The organism is uncultured Xanthomarina sp. (genome assembly GCF_963971605.1).
In the GTDB taxonomy this organism is placed as follows: Bacteria; Bacteroidota; Bacteroidia; order Flavobacteriales; family Flavobacteriaceae; genus Xanthomarina; species Xanthomarina gelatinilytica.
The window spans coordinates 82,416-98,692 of record NZ_CAXATZ010000001.1; the positions used below are offsets into that span (position 1 = coordinate 82,416).

Annotated in this window: 15 protein-coding genes; 6 read left to right on the forward strand and 9 right to left on the reverse strand. The window is 34.0% G+C overall.

The annotated features are described in order from the left end of the window. Positions 1–110: 110 nt before the first annotated feature. Together AACY93_RS00415 and AACY93_RS00420 are read right to left on the reverse strand one after the other, a co-directional pair. Entirely contained in the window at positions 111–833 is a 723-nt protein-coding gene (locus AACY93_RS00415) for an ABC transporter ATP-binding protein (RefSeq protein ID WP_007647332.1), read from the reverse strand. Positions 834–845: 12 nt separating this feature from the next. Then, positions 846–2,327, reverse strand: a complete 1,482-nt coding sequence (locus AACY93_RS00420) for a DUF5687 family protein (protein ID WP_286853108.1) — start codon at positions 2,325–2,327, stop codon at positions 846–848. Positions 2,328–2,430: 103 nt separating this feature from the next. Between AACY93_RS00420 and AACY93_RS00425 the strand changes: the two genes are divergently transcribed. Then, positions 2,431–3,486, forward strand: a complete 1,056-nt coding sequence (locus AACY93_RS00425) for a ferredoxin--NADP reductase (RefSeq protein WP_286853107.1) — start codon at positions 2,431–2,433, stop codon at positions 3,484–3,486. A gap of 348 nt (positions 3,487–3,834) precedes the next feature. On the opposite strand, the gene AACY93_RS00430 is transcribed toward AACY93_RS00425, so the two are convergent. Together AACY93_RS00430 and AACY93_RS00435 are read right to left on the reverse strand one after the other, a co-directional pair. Further along, the gene (locus AACY93_RS00430; protein ID WP_287005768.1) at positions 3,835–4,851 is read right to left on the reverse strand and encodes a glycosyltransferase family 9 protein; all 1,017 of its coding nucleotides are present in this window, start codon (positions 4,849–4,851) and stop codon (positions 3,835–3,837) included. Positions 4,852–4,945: 94 nt separating this feature from the next. Continuing rightward, positions 4,946–5,554: a DUF4254 domain-containing protein gene (locus AACY93_RS00435; RefSeq protein WP_287005748.1), complete on the reverse strand. Its 609-nt coding sequence runs from the start codon at positions 5,552–5,554 to the stop codon at positions 4,946–4,948. A gap of 161 nt (positions 5,555–5,715) precedes the next feature. Between AACY93_RS00435 and upp the strand changes: the two genes are divergently transcribed. Next, the gene (gene upp, locus AACY93_RS00440; RefSeq protein ID WP_007647323.1) at positions 5,716–6,375 is read left to right on the forward strand and encodes a uracil phosphoribosyltransferase; all 660 of its coding nucleotides are present in this window, start codon (positions 5,716–5,718) and stop codon (positions 6,373–6,375) included. On the opposite strand, the gene AACY93_RS00445 is transcribed toward upp, so the two are convergent. After that, positions 6,364–7,290: a DUF6427 family protein gene (locus tag AACY93_RS00445; RefSeq protein WP_286853104.1), complete on the reverse strand. Its 927-nt coding sequence runs from the start codon at positions 7,288–7,290 to the stop codon at positions 6,364–6,366. The genes upp and AACY93_RS00445 overlap by 12 nt on opposite strands. Before the next feature lie 165 nt (positions 7,291–7,455). Between AACY93_RS00445 and AACY93_RS00450 the strand changes: the two genes are divergently transcribed. Then, a complete protein-coding gene (locus tag AACY93_RS00450; protein WP_286853103.1) occupies positions 7,456–7,683 on the forward strand; it encodes a uracil phosphoribosyltransferase in 228 nt (75 codons plus the stop codon). Here AACY93_RS00450 and purD read toward each other — a convergent pair. Beyond that, positions 7,678–8,949, reverse strand: coding sequence for a phosphoribosylamine--glycine ligase (gene purD, locus AACY93_RS00455; protein ID WP_286853102.1), 1,272 nt, complete (start codon positions 8,947–8,949; stop codon positions 7,678–7,680). The genes AACY93_RS00450 and purD overlap by 6 nt on opposite strands. 90 nt (positions 8,950–9,039) lie before the next feature. On the opposite strand from purD, the gene AACY93_RS00460 reads away from it, so the two are divergent. Genes AACY93_RS00460 through AACY93_RS00470 form a run of 3 tightly spaced genes read left to right on the forward strand, consistent with a single transcriptional unit; the run spans position 9,040 to position 12,625 of the window. After that, positions 9,040–10,359: a phenylacetate--CoA ligase family protein gene (locus AACY93_RS00460; RefSeq protein WP_286853101.1), complete on the forward strand. Its 1,320-nt coding sequence runs from the start codon at positions 9,040–9,042 to the stop codon at positions 10,357–10,359. After that, positions 10,356–11,453, forward strand: coding sequence for a UDP-N-acetylglucosamine 2-epimerase (non-hydrolyzing) (gene wecB / locus AACY93_RS00465; RefSeq protein WP_286853100.1), 1,098 nt, complete (start codon positions 10,356–10,358; stop codon positions 11,451–11,453). The genes AACY93_RS00460 and wecB overlap by 4 nt, the downstream gene beginning before the upstream one ends. Further along, the gene (locus tag AACY93_RS00470; RefSeq protein ID WP_286853099.1) at positions 11,450–12,625 is read left to right on the forward strand and encodes a glycosyltransferase family 4 protein; all 1,176 of its coding nucleotides are present in this window, start codon (positions 11,450–11,452) and stop codon (positions 12,623–12,625) included. The genes wecB and AACY93_RS00470 overlap by 4 nt, the downstream gene beginning before the upstream one ends. Here AACY93_RS00470 and AACY93_RS00475 read toward each other — a convergent pair. Genes AACY93_RS00475 through AACY93_RS00485 form a run of 3 tightly spaced genes read right to left on the reverse strand, consistent with a single transcriptional unit; the run spans position 12,600 to position 16,277 of the window. Then, positions 12,600–13,958, reverse strand: coding sequence for an undecaprenyl-phosphate glucose phosphotransferase (locus AACY93_RS00475; protein ID WP_286853098.1), 1,359 nt, complete (start codon positions 13,956–13,958; stop codon positions 12,600–12,602). The two genes, AACY93_RS00470 and AACY93_RS00475, sit on opposite strands and share 26 nt — an antisense overlap. Further along, positions 13,958–14,944, reverse strand: coding sequence for a UDP-glucuronic acid decarboxylase family protein (locus AACY93_RS00480; RefSeq protein ID WP_286853097.1), 987 nt, complete (start codon positions 14,942–14,944; stop codon positions 13,958–13,960). Before AACY93_RS00480 ends, AACY93_RS00475 begins: the two co-directional genes overlap by 1 nt. Positions 14,945–14,966: 22 nt before the next feature. Further along, complete coding sequence (locus tag AACY93_RS00485) at positions 14,967–16,277, reverse strand: UDP-glucose/GDP-mannose dehydrogenase family protein (protein ID WP_286853096.1); 1,311 nt, start codon at positions 16,275–16,277, stop codon at positions 14,967–14,969.

Genomic DNA, 16,277 nt, shown 5'->3' on the forward strand with positions numbered 1-16,277 from the left:
ATTATGTATAGCCGTAAAAATAAGGCATCTTTTTGAATTATTTGTAAAGAAATATATCAAATATAACTTCTTCCAAGTTGGCTTGGTTGGAATAGGTACTGTTTTAAACTTTAATTTGCTTCGTTTACAAGCGTTTCGTTGCCAGCAAAATGTGCTTCCAATTCTTTTAAAGTAGCCGCACTTGTTGCCAAGTCCTTGACCACTTCGCCTTTTTCCAAAACCACAATCCGTTCGCACACATCTGTAACGTGCAACAAATCATGACTGGATATCAAAACCGTTACACCTTGGGTTTCGGCAAGGTTTTTAATAATGCTCTTTAATCGGATTTGAGTGGTTGGATCTAAATTGGCAAATGGTTCATCCAGGATAATAACTTCTGGGTTTCCTATCAATGCTGCTACAATGCCAGCTTTTTTCTGGTTTCCTTTGCTTAAATCACGCAAGTACTTTTTCTGGTTCAATATTTCTCCATGAAAAAAGTCTTCGAATTGTGCCAATAAATTGTCCACATCTGCTTTGTTTTGACCTCTAAGCTCTCCTATAAAATAGAAATATTCTTCTGGTGTTAAATAACCTATTAAAAAACTTTCATCTATAAATGCCGACGTAAACGGTTTCCAATCTTCGCTATTATTTACTAAAATATCTTTGCTTGTAATTTGTCCCGAACTTGGTTTTATCAAGTCTAACAGCAAACTGAAAAAGGTGGTTTTTCCTGCGCCATTGTTTCCAACCAAGCCAAAACTTTGACCTTTAGGGATGTTTAGTTGCTCTATATTTAAAACAGTATTGTTTCCGTATTTTTTTGAAAGGTTTGATGCGTTTATCATAATAATTATGTATTAGTTGTCCTGGCCAAAAGCCTGAATCATTTTGTATTTTGAGTCTAAATATTTTGTGGTAATGATAGTCATGAGTTTTTGGTGAAATACAACGCCTACCAAACCAAGTACTGCAAGGACCAAACAGCCTATTTCAAAACTGAATAAGGCATAAGCACCACCAAAAATAGCCAATGGCAAAAACATTAACGGGATTCCTAAAAGCCATTGTACTGCTCCTGTTCCTTGATAATTAAATGCTGCTCGTTGATTTAAGTCTATTTTTTTTCTATTGAATGAACCTGCATATAAAATAACATGCGTATTGATTCCGATGTTGTAAATGGCTGCTGCTAAATGTGCCAATAAAATGTTCCATCCAAAATACACATAAGGGATGCTTAAAATAAACATGATAACCACACTTACTGCCATTAAGGTAAATTTAGATTTTAAATATTGTTTATATGGTATGTTTTGGCTCATGAGCATTTTGTAATAGCCACTGTCCCAAGCAGGAATAAACTGTCCGAAATTGATTAAAAAGATGCCTGTTACAAAAATGCCAATAAAAGCAAACATCCAAGATTGGTCTTGATAAACCGGATTTGGATAAAAAAACAATCCATATAACAATCCAATTAGCAAAATAAAAATTGAAGATCGTGGTCTTTTATTTCGCCATATCAGCTTTAAATCCAACTGCATAAATGGTGCAGCATCGCCAAACTTCCTGGTCCATTCCAGATTAGAGGCATTTACCTCCTGAACTTTGGTTTTTAAAGAACTGTCCAAATATAATTTAGCTTTTAATTTACTGTAGTTTAAAACATACAAGACAACCAATAATAGCAACGGAACAACTAAAAGCAAAGGAGTGTCGTAAATAGATGAAATGGCTCCAGACACCAAACTGGTAAACGAAACAATATTAAAGTAGTTAAGTGCAAACAGGCTTCCTCCCAAGGCAATTATAGGCAAAAAAGAGAGTTCGGTTTCCGAAGTAAAATTTTCAATGATGAAATTTAAAAAATTCATGCCAAGCGTGATTATAAAAATACTCACCATCCAAGACACAACCGAAACAGCTGAATAGCCATTGCCTATCAACATCGTTCCAAATGGAATGACTGCAAAAAGAGGCAAAAAATTAAAAAACGAAAAACACGATTTTGCCAAGACGTAATTAACAACCTTACTTCTTTTAACAGGCAGCGTCAATAATGGTTTTACACTCATAACTGGCAGTTTTTGAAAGAAAAAGCGCATAATTACATCGGCTAAAAACCAATAAAACAAATAACTGTTTACAATATTTAAAGGGTCTTGATCTGGAAATGTGTCTTTTAAAATAGGGTATAACGCAATACCCAACGCCAAAAATGTAACTACAAAATATAACCCTACAAAAACAAGTAAAACATTTAAAGCCATGCTTTTTTGCCAATAAGCAGATCTAAAATATTGCTTCCATTCTAAGTTTATAAAGTGTTTTAGTTTCATTTGAATTGAGTTGGTTTTTTCTATTAGTAATATTAACATACATTTTGTTACAATCAAAACTTAATTCCTAACAGTATTTCTTATTTTTGTCAAAAATTTAAATATGTCACATTTTCATAACCTTACCATAAAAGATATCACTAGGGAAACAGACAAATCTGTTGTAATTAGTTTCCAAGTTCCAGACCATTTAAAATCTACTTATGCCTTTAAAGCTGGACAATATGTTACCTTAAAAACTACTATAAACAACCATGAGGTAAGACGCGATTACTCGCTGTGTTCTTCTCCAAAAAGTGGCGATTTAAAAGTGGCTGTTAAAGAAGTGACAGATGGCACGTTTTCTTCGTATGCCAACAACACACTAAAAGCTGGAGATGTTATAGAAGTGGCGCCACCCAAAGGACGTTTTGTTTTTGAACCTAACGATTCCAAAACCAAAAACATTGCGCTTTTTGCAGCTGGAAGTGGTATCACGCCAATCTTAAGCATTATTAAATGTGCTTTGGAAGAAGAGGTTTATAGCAAAGTCATTCTTGTTTATGGGAATAAAACCACTGAGGACACCATGTTTTTGCAAGAGCTTTTAGACCTTCAGCATAACTACAAAGAGCGTTTCTCCATACAATTTGTGTTTAGTCAAGCCGATGAAGAAGATGCTATTTTTGGACGTATAGAAAAAAGTACCGTAAACTTTGTAATGAAAAACACCCACAAGCACGTGGTTGTAGATGCTTTTTATTTGTGTGGTCCAGAAGCCATGATCCATACGGTTAAAGATGTCTTGACCGAACATAATATTCCTAACGAACATATATTTTATGAACTTTTTAAAGCGGCTAAACCTGCTGATGTTAATGAAGATGACATTGCTAGTGGGAACACTAAAATTACCGTTGTGGTTGATGATGAAGAAACCACCTTTGAAATGTCTCAAAAACAATCGATTCTTGAAGCTGCTTTAGACGAGGATTTAGACGCACCTTATTCTTGCCAAGGTGGTATTTGCAGTAGCTGTTTGGCTAGAGTGGTTGAAGGCGAAGTAACCATGAGACAAAACAACATCTTAACAGATAGCGAAGTGGCTGAAGGATTGATATTAACCTGTCAGGCACATCCAACAACGCCTACTGTGAAAGTGGATTATGATGATATATAAAGCTCTCTATGTCCTTCGGACATCTCTCCGAATTTATAATTAGTTAGACATTTTAAATTTTTTAAACCTGAAAGTTCTTTTTTAAGAAGATGAATTAATTATTTTAAATATAATCCTATACCTAGTATTATACAAAAGATTCCAATAAAAAAATACCCCACAATACTCATTTGCCTTACTAGACTTGAATCTTTATAATTTTTATTATAATCATATAGAGAATATAATAAAAGTAAAATTCCAAATATGAATAATAGAAATGGATTTTCAAAAAGATTAAAATCAAATTTTAATAATGTCATTTTTATTAATTAACAATTAAAAAAACTGTAACTACTGGTAAAATCGTCAAAGAACTAAATTTATTTTCTCAACAACTCTTTCCGGAGTAATACTTCTAGCAGCATCTTGATAGCCTTCTGGGTATTTATTGCCATAAATAGAGGTTGGAATTAAAGGAAACTGTTCTCTATCTGAAAGTATTGCAAAATCTTCAGGTTGATTAAAAGGCGCAAAACCAGCATAAGGATGCGTCACTCCCCAAATGGTAATTACTTTTACACCTAACATAGCTGCCATATGTGCATTTCCTGAATCCATAGACAACATCACATCTAAATTGGAAATGACATCTAATTCTTCATCAAGGGTTAATTTTCCAGCTAGATTAATAACATTTTCATATTTGCTTTGGTAAGCATCAAGAATGTCAACTTCCTTTTTGCCTCCACCAAACAATAATATTTTATGAGTCTTTGAAAGTGTTTCAATTACTTGCTCCATCAAATCCAAAGGATACATTTTACTTTCGTGTGCTGCAAAAGGTGCCATGCCAATCCATTTTTTAGTGTCTGCTCCTACTAAATCCTGCAATTTGGAATTTAACGCTACACGATTTGGAAATTTAGGGTTTGCTAAATCTAACGGAAATCCTAATTTTCTAAAAACATCTGCATAACGTTCATGAGTTGTTTTTAGTTGTTGGAATGTTTTTCCTGTAACCAAGGCTTTTTTTTCTGCTCTGCCTTTATCTATTTGCACAAACGGTTTTCCTAAGAAAAAGCATTTTAAAATATTTGTACGCAACACATTGTGAAGATCTGCGATGGCATCGATATTCAGTTTTTTTAATTCTTTTGAGAGTTTATAAAGTCCTAAAACACCTTTGTGTGTTCCTTTTAAATCGGCAGGAAAAACAGATACATTTTCTAAATCCCTAAAAAAAGGTGTAAAAAATTCCCTGGTTAAAACGGTTAGTTTTACTTCTGGATATTGTGCAGTAAATGCCTTTAAAACAGGAACTGTCATAGCCACATCTCCCATGGCTGAGAGACGAATGACTAGGATGTGTTTAGTTGAAGGCATCATACAAACGATGTGTCATATTGAGTGCAGCGAAATATCTTGAAAATAAAATTCTTCAACTCCAAGGGTTGTAGGAATGTTCTGAAAAACAGTTTTATTTCTGTGAACGCAATACTGGATTCAGTTCGTCGTCGTTATACATTTTCATTTGCTTATACACTTTCATGTATTTGTCGCCTTTTTCAATGTCGCTTAACAAGGTATCGATAGCTGTAGATAGGTCTTTACGCTGTTCCAGTAAGACATCCAATTTCTTTTTACAGGCAGCTATATGAGCTTCAGAAGCATCTGTACGTGTTGCCTCTTCATGCATATGGTATACTTTCAAGGCTAAAATAGACAATCTATCAATTCCCCAAGCTGGACTTTCGGTATTGATGGTCGCATCAGCTTTTGGGGTTACGTCTTTATATTTTTCAAGAAAATAGCTGTCTATATATTCCACCATGTCTGTTCTGTCTTGGTTGGAAGCATCAATCTGACGTTTCAGTTTTAAAGCAGCAACAGGATCTATTTGTGGGTCTCGAATAATGTCTTCATAATGCCATTGCACAGTATCAATCCAACATTTTCTGTAAAGCAGGTGCTCTAACAAATGAGAATCTTTGTTGTAAGGATTTTCAAACGGCTGATCGACTGTATTGATAACATGATATGTTTCTATAACGTCCTGAAAAATGTTGTTGGCTTTGTCTGTAAACATGATTTTTGTTTTATAGTACAAATCTACATATTTTTTAGCTAAAAGGTTTTAAGAGCCCTAGGAATGTAGATGGATGTTTTCATTATTATTAAATTGAGAATTCCAACGGTAAATATAAGCCTAATTAATTAACTTTACCACACCATAAAATAAGTAACAACATGCATATTCATAACTTTTCAAACCAAAACACCATCCTAAATACGTTTATTGCTGAAATGAGAGATGTAACCATTCAAAAAGATTCAATGCGTTTTCGAAGAAACATTGAGCGTATTGGCGAGATCTTGGGTTACGAATTAAGCAAAACCTTAAGTTATAAACCTACAACCGTTAAAACACCTTTGGGAATATGTGAGATTGAAAAAATAGACAATAAGGTCGTGTTGTGTTCTATTTTAAGGGCTGGAGTTCCTTTGCACGACGGTTTATTAAATTATTTTGACAATGCTGAAAACGCATTTATATCTGCCTACAGGCACCATAAGGAAAAGCCCGAAAATTTTGAAATTATAGTTGAATACTTAGCTTGCCCAAGTTTAGAAAACAAAACCTTAATATTAGCAGACCCCATGTTGGCCACAGGGCAATCCATGATAGCCACTTTTGAAGCCTTAAAACCTTTTGGAACACCTAAAAACATTCATTTGGTTAGTGTTATTGCAGCACAAGAGGGCATTGATTTTGTGGAAAATTATTTCGACTCGGAAACACATTTATGGGTTGCCACTGTTGATGAAAAACTCAACGAATTTGGCTATATAGTTCCTGGATTGGGAGATGCTGGAGATTTGGCTTTTGGGGAAAAGTTACAGCATTAAATTGATTAAAGGAACAAGCATAAGCATCCAGATTAATATTTCCTTAAACCATTTTTCAGAAATAATCTCCATATAATTCGCCATGATTATAGACAATGGAGCAAATAAAAACAAAAATTCTGCTCCAGATTTTTGTGGAACAATAACAAGGATGGCTATAGCAATTAAAGCAGCTAAAAGCACCAAAAAATAAGACGGTTTATAGCTTTTGGACTTAGATTTTATATTTAAGACATAAAAAAATACTGCCCAAACAAAATAAGACAGGATAACCGTTGAGGAAAGGACAATTTGAGAAGAATTGAGCATACTAAAATCAAAACTAACTGCTGTGTTTATACTTGAAAAATAAGCAATAACATCTGTATTGGTTAGAACCAGGAAAGATACAGTTATAACACCAACGGTTAAGATTCCAATAAAAGGAATGATCCAGTTTTTCACATCGGCAACCGTGTATAGGAATAATGCTGCAAAGATTAAGATATAATAAAGCGAACACCAAAAACTCAGTAAGGTTGCCAAGCTAATCCAGAAAGCTGCATCAAACACTTTTTTATTGATCTGTTTTTTGGAACGAATGCTTATAATGCGTCTTAAAGCGAACAAAATAAAGAGGTTTGCCACCAACAGCTTGGAATTTAAAAAAGTTTGGGGCATCATGACCATAAACAAGCTAAAAAATAAAATTTTATAGCTGTTGTTTTTGGTAAGATCGTTTTTTCCAGATAAAAAATCGAAAACAAAAATGGAGAATATGCACACTCCAAACAACAGGAATTGCTTGAAAATGAACAATACATCAACCGATTGTTTGATATGAATGGCTTTTGTATATGTAAAAGCAACCAGTAACAACAACGTTACTGCCACAAAATGTATGGGTTTTGCCTTACTGAAAAAAATGGAAATCATGTATTGATCACGTTTAAATAAATTTCTATCAAACCTTGGATAAAAAGTAAATTACCAATATTCTTTTCAAATTATTGAAATTTAAAATGAAAAAAATGTAATTTTGTTGAGTAAATATATTGATAATACCTTATAAGCTCCTATGGAGCATAAAATTTATATAAAATGAAAGACTTTTTTTACGCTATTCAAGATTTATTCGTAAATGTTTTATTTGCACCATTTGATGCTTTAGCTAAGCTAGAACTGGAAAATTGGTTTGCCGCAAATATAGTTTCTTGGTTATTTATACTGATAGGTTTTGTTGCTTTTTTATATTGGATGAAGCAATTAAAGGCCTATAACGATGCCAATGACGATGATAAAAGCATCACATCGCATTCTTATTTATAAATCGAAACCAATATCGGTTCGATAATGCATCTTATCAAAATGTAGTTTTGCTATGTTTTGATAAGATTTTTTTATGGCCTCTTCATAAGTATTCCCATAAGAGGTGATGGCCATGACACGTCCTCCAGAGGTTACAATGTTACCATCCTTGTTTATTGCTCCAGCATGAAAAGGAATGGAGTCTGTAACCTGATCCAATCCTGTAATGACCTTCCCTTTTTCATAAGCTTCTGGATAACCACCAGACACCAACATCACGGTTGTTGCTGCACGTTCATCAATTTCTAGATTAATTTTATCTAATGTTTGATTGGCTATTGCTTGGAAAATTTCAACCAAATCGGTTTTTAGTCTTGGTAAAACAACTTCAGTTTCTGGGTCTCCCATTCTAACATTGTACTCGATCACCTTTGGGTCTTCCCCAACTTTAATCAACCCAATAAACACAAAGCCTTTATAAGGTAAGTTGTCTTTTTTTAATCCTTCAATAGTAGGTTTTACAATACGTTCTTCAATTTTACTTAAAAAAGCATCTGTAGCAAAAGGTACTGGAGATACAGCTCCCATGCCACCAGTATTTAAACCTGTGTCTCCTTCCCCAATGCGTTTATAATCCTTGGCAGTAGGTAATATTTTGTAATTCTCGCCATCGGTTAAAACAAAACAGCTTAATTCAATACCATCCAAAAACTCTTCAATAACCACTTTGGTACTGGCTGCACCAAACTTTGCATCCACTAGCATGTTTTTTAATTCGGTTTTGGCCTCGTTTAAATCGTTAAGGATCAGCACACCTTTTCCTGCAGCCAAACCATCGGCTTTTAAAACATATGGAGGGCTTAACGTTTCTAAAAAGGCATAACCTGCTTCTACATTCCCTGCATTAAAACTTTTATATGCAGCTGTTGGAATGTGGTGTCTTATTAAAAATTCCTTGGCAAACTCCTTGCTGCCTTCCAGTTGTGCAGCAGCTTTTTGAGGCCCAATAACAGAGACGTGTTTTAAGGCATCATCATTTAAAAAGAAATCATGAATGCCCATGACCAAAGGGTCTTCAGGACCAACCACAACCATAGTGATTTCATGTTGCAAAACAGCCTCTTTAATGGTATGAAAATCGGTGACTTTTATATCCAGGTTTTTTGCAATTTGGGCTGTTCCGGAATTTCCTGGAGCCACAAAAAGGGTGTTACATAAAGGGCTTTGAGCTATTTTCCAAGCAAAAGTATGTTCTCTACCTCCAGAACCAAGAATTAAAATGTTCATGTTGTGTGTTTGTTTCCCGCAAAAATAAAACTAATGCTTCGAATACACGAATTATTTTTGTTTACTTTACAGAAATAATGTTTTACTGTTTTGAATTTATTTGACCTTTCTTTAAAATTCAGTGGCTTTCCAATTGAGAAGGCAGAAACTGCTCTACAGAACATTCAACAAATAAAAAATAATGACTATCAAGCCTATGTTAACGAAAAAAAGCAGAACATAGTTGAATTTCATTTAAAACACACTCCTTTTTACAACGCCCTTGCAAAAAATGCAGACCCGAATAATTGGAACACCATACCTGTAATGACCAAAGCTGATTTGCAACAACCTTTAAATGAGCGTCTGGCTGAAGGGTTTAACCATAAAAATGTTTATGTAAACAAAACCTCGGGTTCTTCTGGAACCCCTTTTATATTTGCAAAAGATAAATTTTGCCATGCTTTGACTTGGGCACTGATTAAAAATAGATTTGGTTGGTATGGGTTGGATTTTAATAAATCCAAACAAGCTAGATTTTATGGCATTCCTTTAGATAAAATAGGCTACTTTAAAGAACGTTTAAAGGACTTTTTAAGCAATCGGTATCGTTTTTCGGTATTTGATTTAAGTGAAGAGGCATTGGCTGATTGTCTTGAAAAATTTAAAACTGTCCATTTCGATTATATGAATGGTTATACGAGTTCCATGGTCCAGTTTGCAAAATTTCTTCAGAAAAAAAACATGCAATTAAAACTTGTTTGTCCTAGCTTAAAAGTTTGTATTGTCACTTCTGAAATGCTTTTTGAAGATGATAAATCATTCTTGGAATTCCAGTTTGGTATTCCAGTAGTTAACGAATATGGAGCTTCGGAACTGGATGTTATTGCCTTTCAAAACCCTAAAAATGCATGGCAAGTAAACAGTGAAACCTTATATGTTGAAATCTTGGATGAAAAGAATAATGTCCTTCCTTATGGCGAAGAAGGACGAATTGTAATAACATCCCTCTACAACAAAGCACATCCTTTTATTAGGTACGATATTGGAGATATTGGAATACTTTCCAAACAAAGTACCCTTAAAAAGCCTATTTTGGAAAAACTTATTGGAAGAACCAATGATATAGCCATACTGCCAAGTGGGAAAAAGGCTGCAGGCTTAACATTTTATTATATTACCAAACGTATTATTGAAGATGATGGGAATGTGAAGGAATTTATTATTGAACAACACAAAAAAGATACCTTTATCGTTAAATATATTAGTAAAGAGGTGCTTTCTGACTTAAAAATAAAACTGATTTCTGAAGAAATGGAAAGGTATTTGGAAAAAGGACTTCATATTCAATTTAAAAGATTAGATACCTTTCAACGCTCAAAAAGCGGTAAATTGAAACAGTTTACATCACTAATAAAAGAAGTAGAATGAATATTACCATAGTTGCTGGTGCACGACCAAATTTCATGAAAATAGCTCCAATTATTGAAGCCATTAAACAGAAAAAATCTGAAGGTTTTGATCTCTCATTTAGATTGGTCCATACAGGACAACATTATGATAAAAACTTGAGCGACACATTTTTTGAAGAACTGAACATCCCATTTCCTGATATCAATTTAGATGTTAAAAGTGGATCTCAAGCAGAACAAACAGCTGCTATTATGATAGGGTTTGAAAAAGAGTTGAAACAACACCCAACACATTTGGTATTAGTGGTTGGAGATGTTACCTCAACCATGGCTTGTACCATTGTAGCAAAAAAAGCAGGTGTAAAAGTAGCCCATGTGGAAGCAGGTATCCGTTCTGGAGACAAGAGTATGCCAGAAGAAATCAATAGAATTGTTACAGATAGCTTAACCGATTATTTTTTTACAACCTCAACCCATGCCAACACCAATTTAGAAAAAATGGGCGTTCCAAAAAACAACATCTATTTTGTTGGAAATGTCATGATAGACACACTTTTAAAAAATGAAATCAGATTAAAAAGGCCACCTGTTTGGGAAGAATTAAATTTACAAGAAAAATCTTATTTTGTTCTAACACTTCACAGACCAAGCAATGTGGATGAAGAACTACAGCTAAAAATACTAATTCTTCAAATTGCCGAGCTTGGGGAAAAATATCCCATAATTTTTCCAGTACATCCAAGAACACAGAAATTTTTAAAAGGTTTAAAACTAAATTTTAAAAACTTACATTACATTAGTCCTTTGGGTTACTTGGAGTTTAACTATTTAGTAAAACATGCCAAGGCAGTTTTAACAGACTCAGGAGGTATTACTGAAGAAACAACCGTAATGAATGTGCCTTGCATGACGCTTCGAAATTCTACAGAACGTCCCGAAACATGTAACATAGGAACGAATGTTCTGGTTGGAAATGACCCTGAAAAAATATCACAGGCGTTTTATAATCTTTATTCTGGCCATTGGAAACAAGGAAAGGCACCAGAGTTATGGGATGGTAAAGCCGCTATTAGAATAGTTGATCATATAATGGAAATTTTCAAACTGTCGTGAAAGAGATTTTGATTGTTACAAGTTATTTTCCTCCTGAAACTGGCGCAGCTTCCAATAGAATGTGTCATTTGGCAGAAGGCTTACAAAAAGAAGGTTACAAAGTCTCTGTAATAACCCCTTTGCCTAATTATCCGACAGGAAAAATATTTCCAAAATATAAAGGGAAATTTAAAGCAACTACTGTTGAAAACCAAATAACCATTCACAGGTTATGGCTGTATGCAAGCAACTCCAAAAACAAATTTTTACGTTTATTTGCTATGTTTTCTTATAGCTTTAGTTTGGTTTGGTTTTTTGTTTGGAATAAGATACCAAAAACCGTTATTGTACAATCGCCTCCATTATTGGTGGCTTTTACCAATATGTTATTTTTAAAGTCAAAACACAGGAAACTTATTTTAAATGTTAGTGATTTATGGCCTATTGCTGGACTGGAACTAGGTGCCTTTAAAAAGAATTTTAGTTACAGAATGCTTGAAAAGATTGAACGTTACAATTATAAAAAAGCAACTATCATACTGGGACAAAGCGAAGAGATTTTAGAGCATATTAAAACCCTTTCACCACATAAAGAAACTTATTTATATAGAAATTATCCTAATTTCAATCCTCCCAAGATTGAAAACAACACAAACTCCCCTAAAAAGATTACTATGGTATATGCTGGATTGTTAGGCATGGCTCAAGGCATTTATAAGCTTTGCGAAGCGTTGGATTATTCCAAGTTGGAATTTCATATGTATGGTGCTGGAGCCGAACAGTCCAAAATAGAAAAATTTATAGCCAAACATCCCAATTTACCCATTTTTTATCATGGTGAAATTTCAAGGAAAGAACTCCATAAGGAGCTTTTAAAATACGATATAACCATTATCCCTTTGTTAAATAGGATTTATGGCTCTGTACCTTCAAAAATATTTGAATATGCCAGATTGGGACTCCCTATTCTTTACTTTGGCGGTGGTGAAGGCGAAAACATCATCAAGAAACATCTCTTGGGCTGGACAGCCAAAGCTGGCGACTATACAGCTTTAAATTATCAAATTTCAAAGATTAAAAAAGAAGATTTAGATGTTGCTTTAAAAGAAAAAATAAGAAGAACAGCTCTGCAAGCATTTGATTTCAACATGCAGTTAAAAAAACTAACTAATAGGCTTTTTCTTCACCTTTAACCGCGTTTAAAAATGTTTTTATAATAATTTTAAGATCTAAGAGCAAAGACCAACTCTCTATATAAAAAATATCGTATTTCACGCGACCAATAATATCCTTGTCAGTTTCAACCTCGCCTCTATAACCACTTATTTGGGCCAAACCGGTAATACCTGGTTTTACAAAATGCCTAACCATGAATTTATCTATTTTTTTGGCATACATGTTCGTGTGACTCACCATATGTGGTCTTGGCCCCACAACCGACATATCCCCAAACAGCACATTGAAGAATTGAGGTAACTCATCAATACTTGTTTTTCTAATAAACTTGCCAATTTTTGTTACTCTTTGGTCTCCTCTAGTTGCTTGATATAAGTGAGCATCTCTATTGGGCATCATCGAGCGAAACTTATAACAATCAAATTCTTTGTAATTAAACCCATTCCTGGATTGTTTAAAAAACACGGGGCCTTTGGATTCCAATTTGATAAGGATGGCTATTAAAGGGGTTAACCAAGATAAAAGGAAAATAATGACCAAAGAGGAAAATAATATATCAAAAGTCCGTTTCACAAATTTGTTTACCGAATCTTCCAACGGAATATTTCTTAAAGACAGTACGGGAATATAATCGTAATATTCATATTTCAACTTTTTGGAATGGATGTCCTTGTTATCCGGTAAAAACTTAACAATCTTTAAATTATTATCTGCAAAATCAATTATTTTTAACAACTGGGAATTGGAAAGTTCTGATATGGAACAGTAAATTTCATCTATGGATTCTTTAATGATGAAATTGAAACAGGCTTCCAAACTAAAGGTCTCTTTGTCTTTTACATTAAAGGTTTTTTTATGAACATAACCATATTCTGGGTTATTGTTGAAAAAATTCTCCAATGCCAAAGTTTGCTTGTTTTTACCAATGATGGCAGTAACCCTGAAATTTCCACCAAAAGAGGTTCTGTACTTTTGAAGCAAGTAGTACAAGGCAAATTTGGATACCCCAATTAAAAATAAAGTTAATAAGGTATATTTTACAATACTTAACGGTTGAATGTCCAACTCCTGATGCAAACCTGAAAAAGCCAACATAAGTAGGGTAAACAAAAACAGCTGTTTTAAAATTAAAGAGGCAATGGAAATTTCCCTGGTATAGCGGTGAACCTCATAAAATTTGGAATAAATGGATAAAACCACCCAAGAAACGGATATGATTAAAACAAATTTTATGGGCTCAACCGTTTTAAAAAAATACAGCAAAGCCAACCCATTTATAATACTTAAATCTATAACGTATGAAATGGGTCTTAAATATCCTGAATATCTACCTTGCTTAAATGCAGTCACTATATTTTAATGTGTTTTGTAAAGTCTTTATGCTCACTTTTATGTAGCTCTTCTGTTGATAAGCTTTTAAAGTATTGATAGGTTTTAAACATCCCTTCTTCCCTACTAACTTTTGGCTCCCAATTTAGGAGTTTTTTTGCCAAAGAAATATCTGGTTGTCTTTGTAAAGGATCATCTTTTGGAAGTTCTTTATAAATGACTTTTTGATGGGTTCCTGTTAATTTTATAATTTCATCTGCAAAATCTTTAATTGTTATTTCATGTGGATTACCAATATTAACAGGGTAAGCATAATCACTAAATAACAGTTTATAAATGCCTTCTATTTGGTCTGTAATATAACAAAAAGATCTTGTTTGTAGTCCATCTCCAAAAATTGTTAGATTTTCCCCTCTTAGTGCCTGACCAATAAAAGCTGGAATAACTCGTCCATCATTTAATCTCATCCTTGGTCCATAGGTATTAAAAATACGTACAATTCTGGTTTCCAAGCCGTGAAAACGATGGTATGCCATGGTTATGGATTCCTGAAACCGTTTGGCTTCATCATAAACACCTCTAGGTCCAATGGTGTTTACATTGCCATAATAGTCTTCACTTTGTGGGTGAACCAATGGATCTCCATAAACCTCAGAAGTGGAGGCAATTAAAATTCTAGCTTTTTTAGCTTTTGCTAAACCTAATAAATTGTGTGTTCCTAAAGAGCCTACTTTTAAGGTTTGTATGGGGATTTTTAAATAATCTATAGGACTGGCTGGAGAAGCGAAATGTAATATATAATGCAGTTCTCCTTCAATTTTCACAAATTCGGTCACATCGTGTTCTATAAGCTGAAAATGAGAGTGATTTAATAGATGATTGATATTCTTTAAGTCTCCAGTGATAAAGTTATCCATTCCAATGACTTGAAAACCTTCATCTATAAATTTGTCACATAAATGCGATCCCAAAAAACCAGCTGCTCCAGTAATTAATACTCTTTTCATCAAAAAAAAATGTTTGTTTCTATTAACCTACAGCTTGTCTTCCAATAGAGTTGTAATAGAACCCTTCTGCTTTCACGTCTTTAATATCATATAGATTTCTGCCATCAAAAATAACAGGTTGGTTCAAGTTGCTTTTCAATTTATTGAAATCTGGTGTTCTAAAGATACTCCATTCTGTACATATTATCAAAGCATCAGCATTTTTAGTGGCTTCATACATGTTAGAGGCATAATTAAGCTGTTGGCCAAATTTCTTTTTTACATTTGGCATGGCTTCGGGATCAAAAACATGTATGGTGGCTCCTAGTTTTAAAAGCTCTTCAATAATATATAAAGCAGGAGCTTCCCTGATGTCGTCTGTTTCTGGTTTAAATGCCAATCCCCAAACAGCAAATGTTTTATCCTTTAAATTTTGATTAAAATAGGATGCTATTCTTGGAATCAACACTTTTTTCTGTACATCGTTAACTTTAATGACGGAGTTTAAAATATTGAAATGATAGTTATGGTCCTTTCCGGATTTATGGAGCGCCTTAACATCTTTAGGGAAACAAGAGCCTCCATAGCCAATTCCAGGAAACAGAAAACGTTTGCCTATTCTGGAATCTGTTCCCATACCTATACGAACCATGTCCACATCTGCTCCTACCTTTTCACAAAAATTTGCAATTTCGTTCATAAAGGTGATTTTTGTGGCTAAAAAGGAATTTGCTGCATATTTGGTTAACTCGGCAGATTTTTCGTCCATGATGATTATGGGATTTCCAGAGCGCACAAATGGTTTATACAATTTTTCCATAAGTTGCGTGGCGCGCTCTGAGCTGGATCCAATAACAATACGTTCTGGTTTTAAAAAATCTTCCACAGCAAAACCTTCCCTTAAAAACTCTGGATTTGAAACCACATCAAAGGCCACATTGGTTTCTTTTGCAATGGTTTCTTTTACTTTATCTGATGTGCCTACAGGTACTGTGCTTTTGTCAACAATAACCTTGTAGTCTTTTATTAGTTTTCCAATTTCTTTGGCAGCTCCCAAAACATAGGAAAGATCTGCTGAGCCATCTTCATCTTCAGGTGTTGGCAAGGCCAAGAAAATGATTTCGCCATGATTTAAACCTTCTTCCAATGAGGTAGAAAACCGAAGCCTATTGGCTTTTATATTTCTTTCAAACAGGACGTCCAGTTGTGGTTCGTAAATGGGTACAATGCCCTCTTGCATTTGTTTTACTTTATCTTTATCTATATCTATACAAAGTACTTCATTTCCGGTTTCTGCCAAGCAGGTTCCTGTTACCAAGCCAACATAGCCTGTTCCTATTACTGATATTTTCAT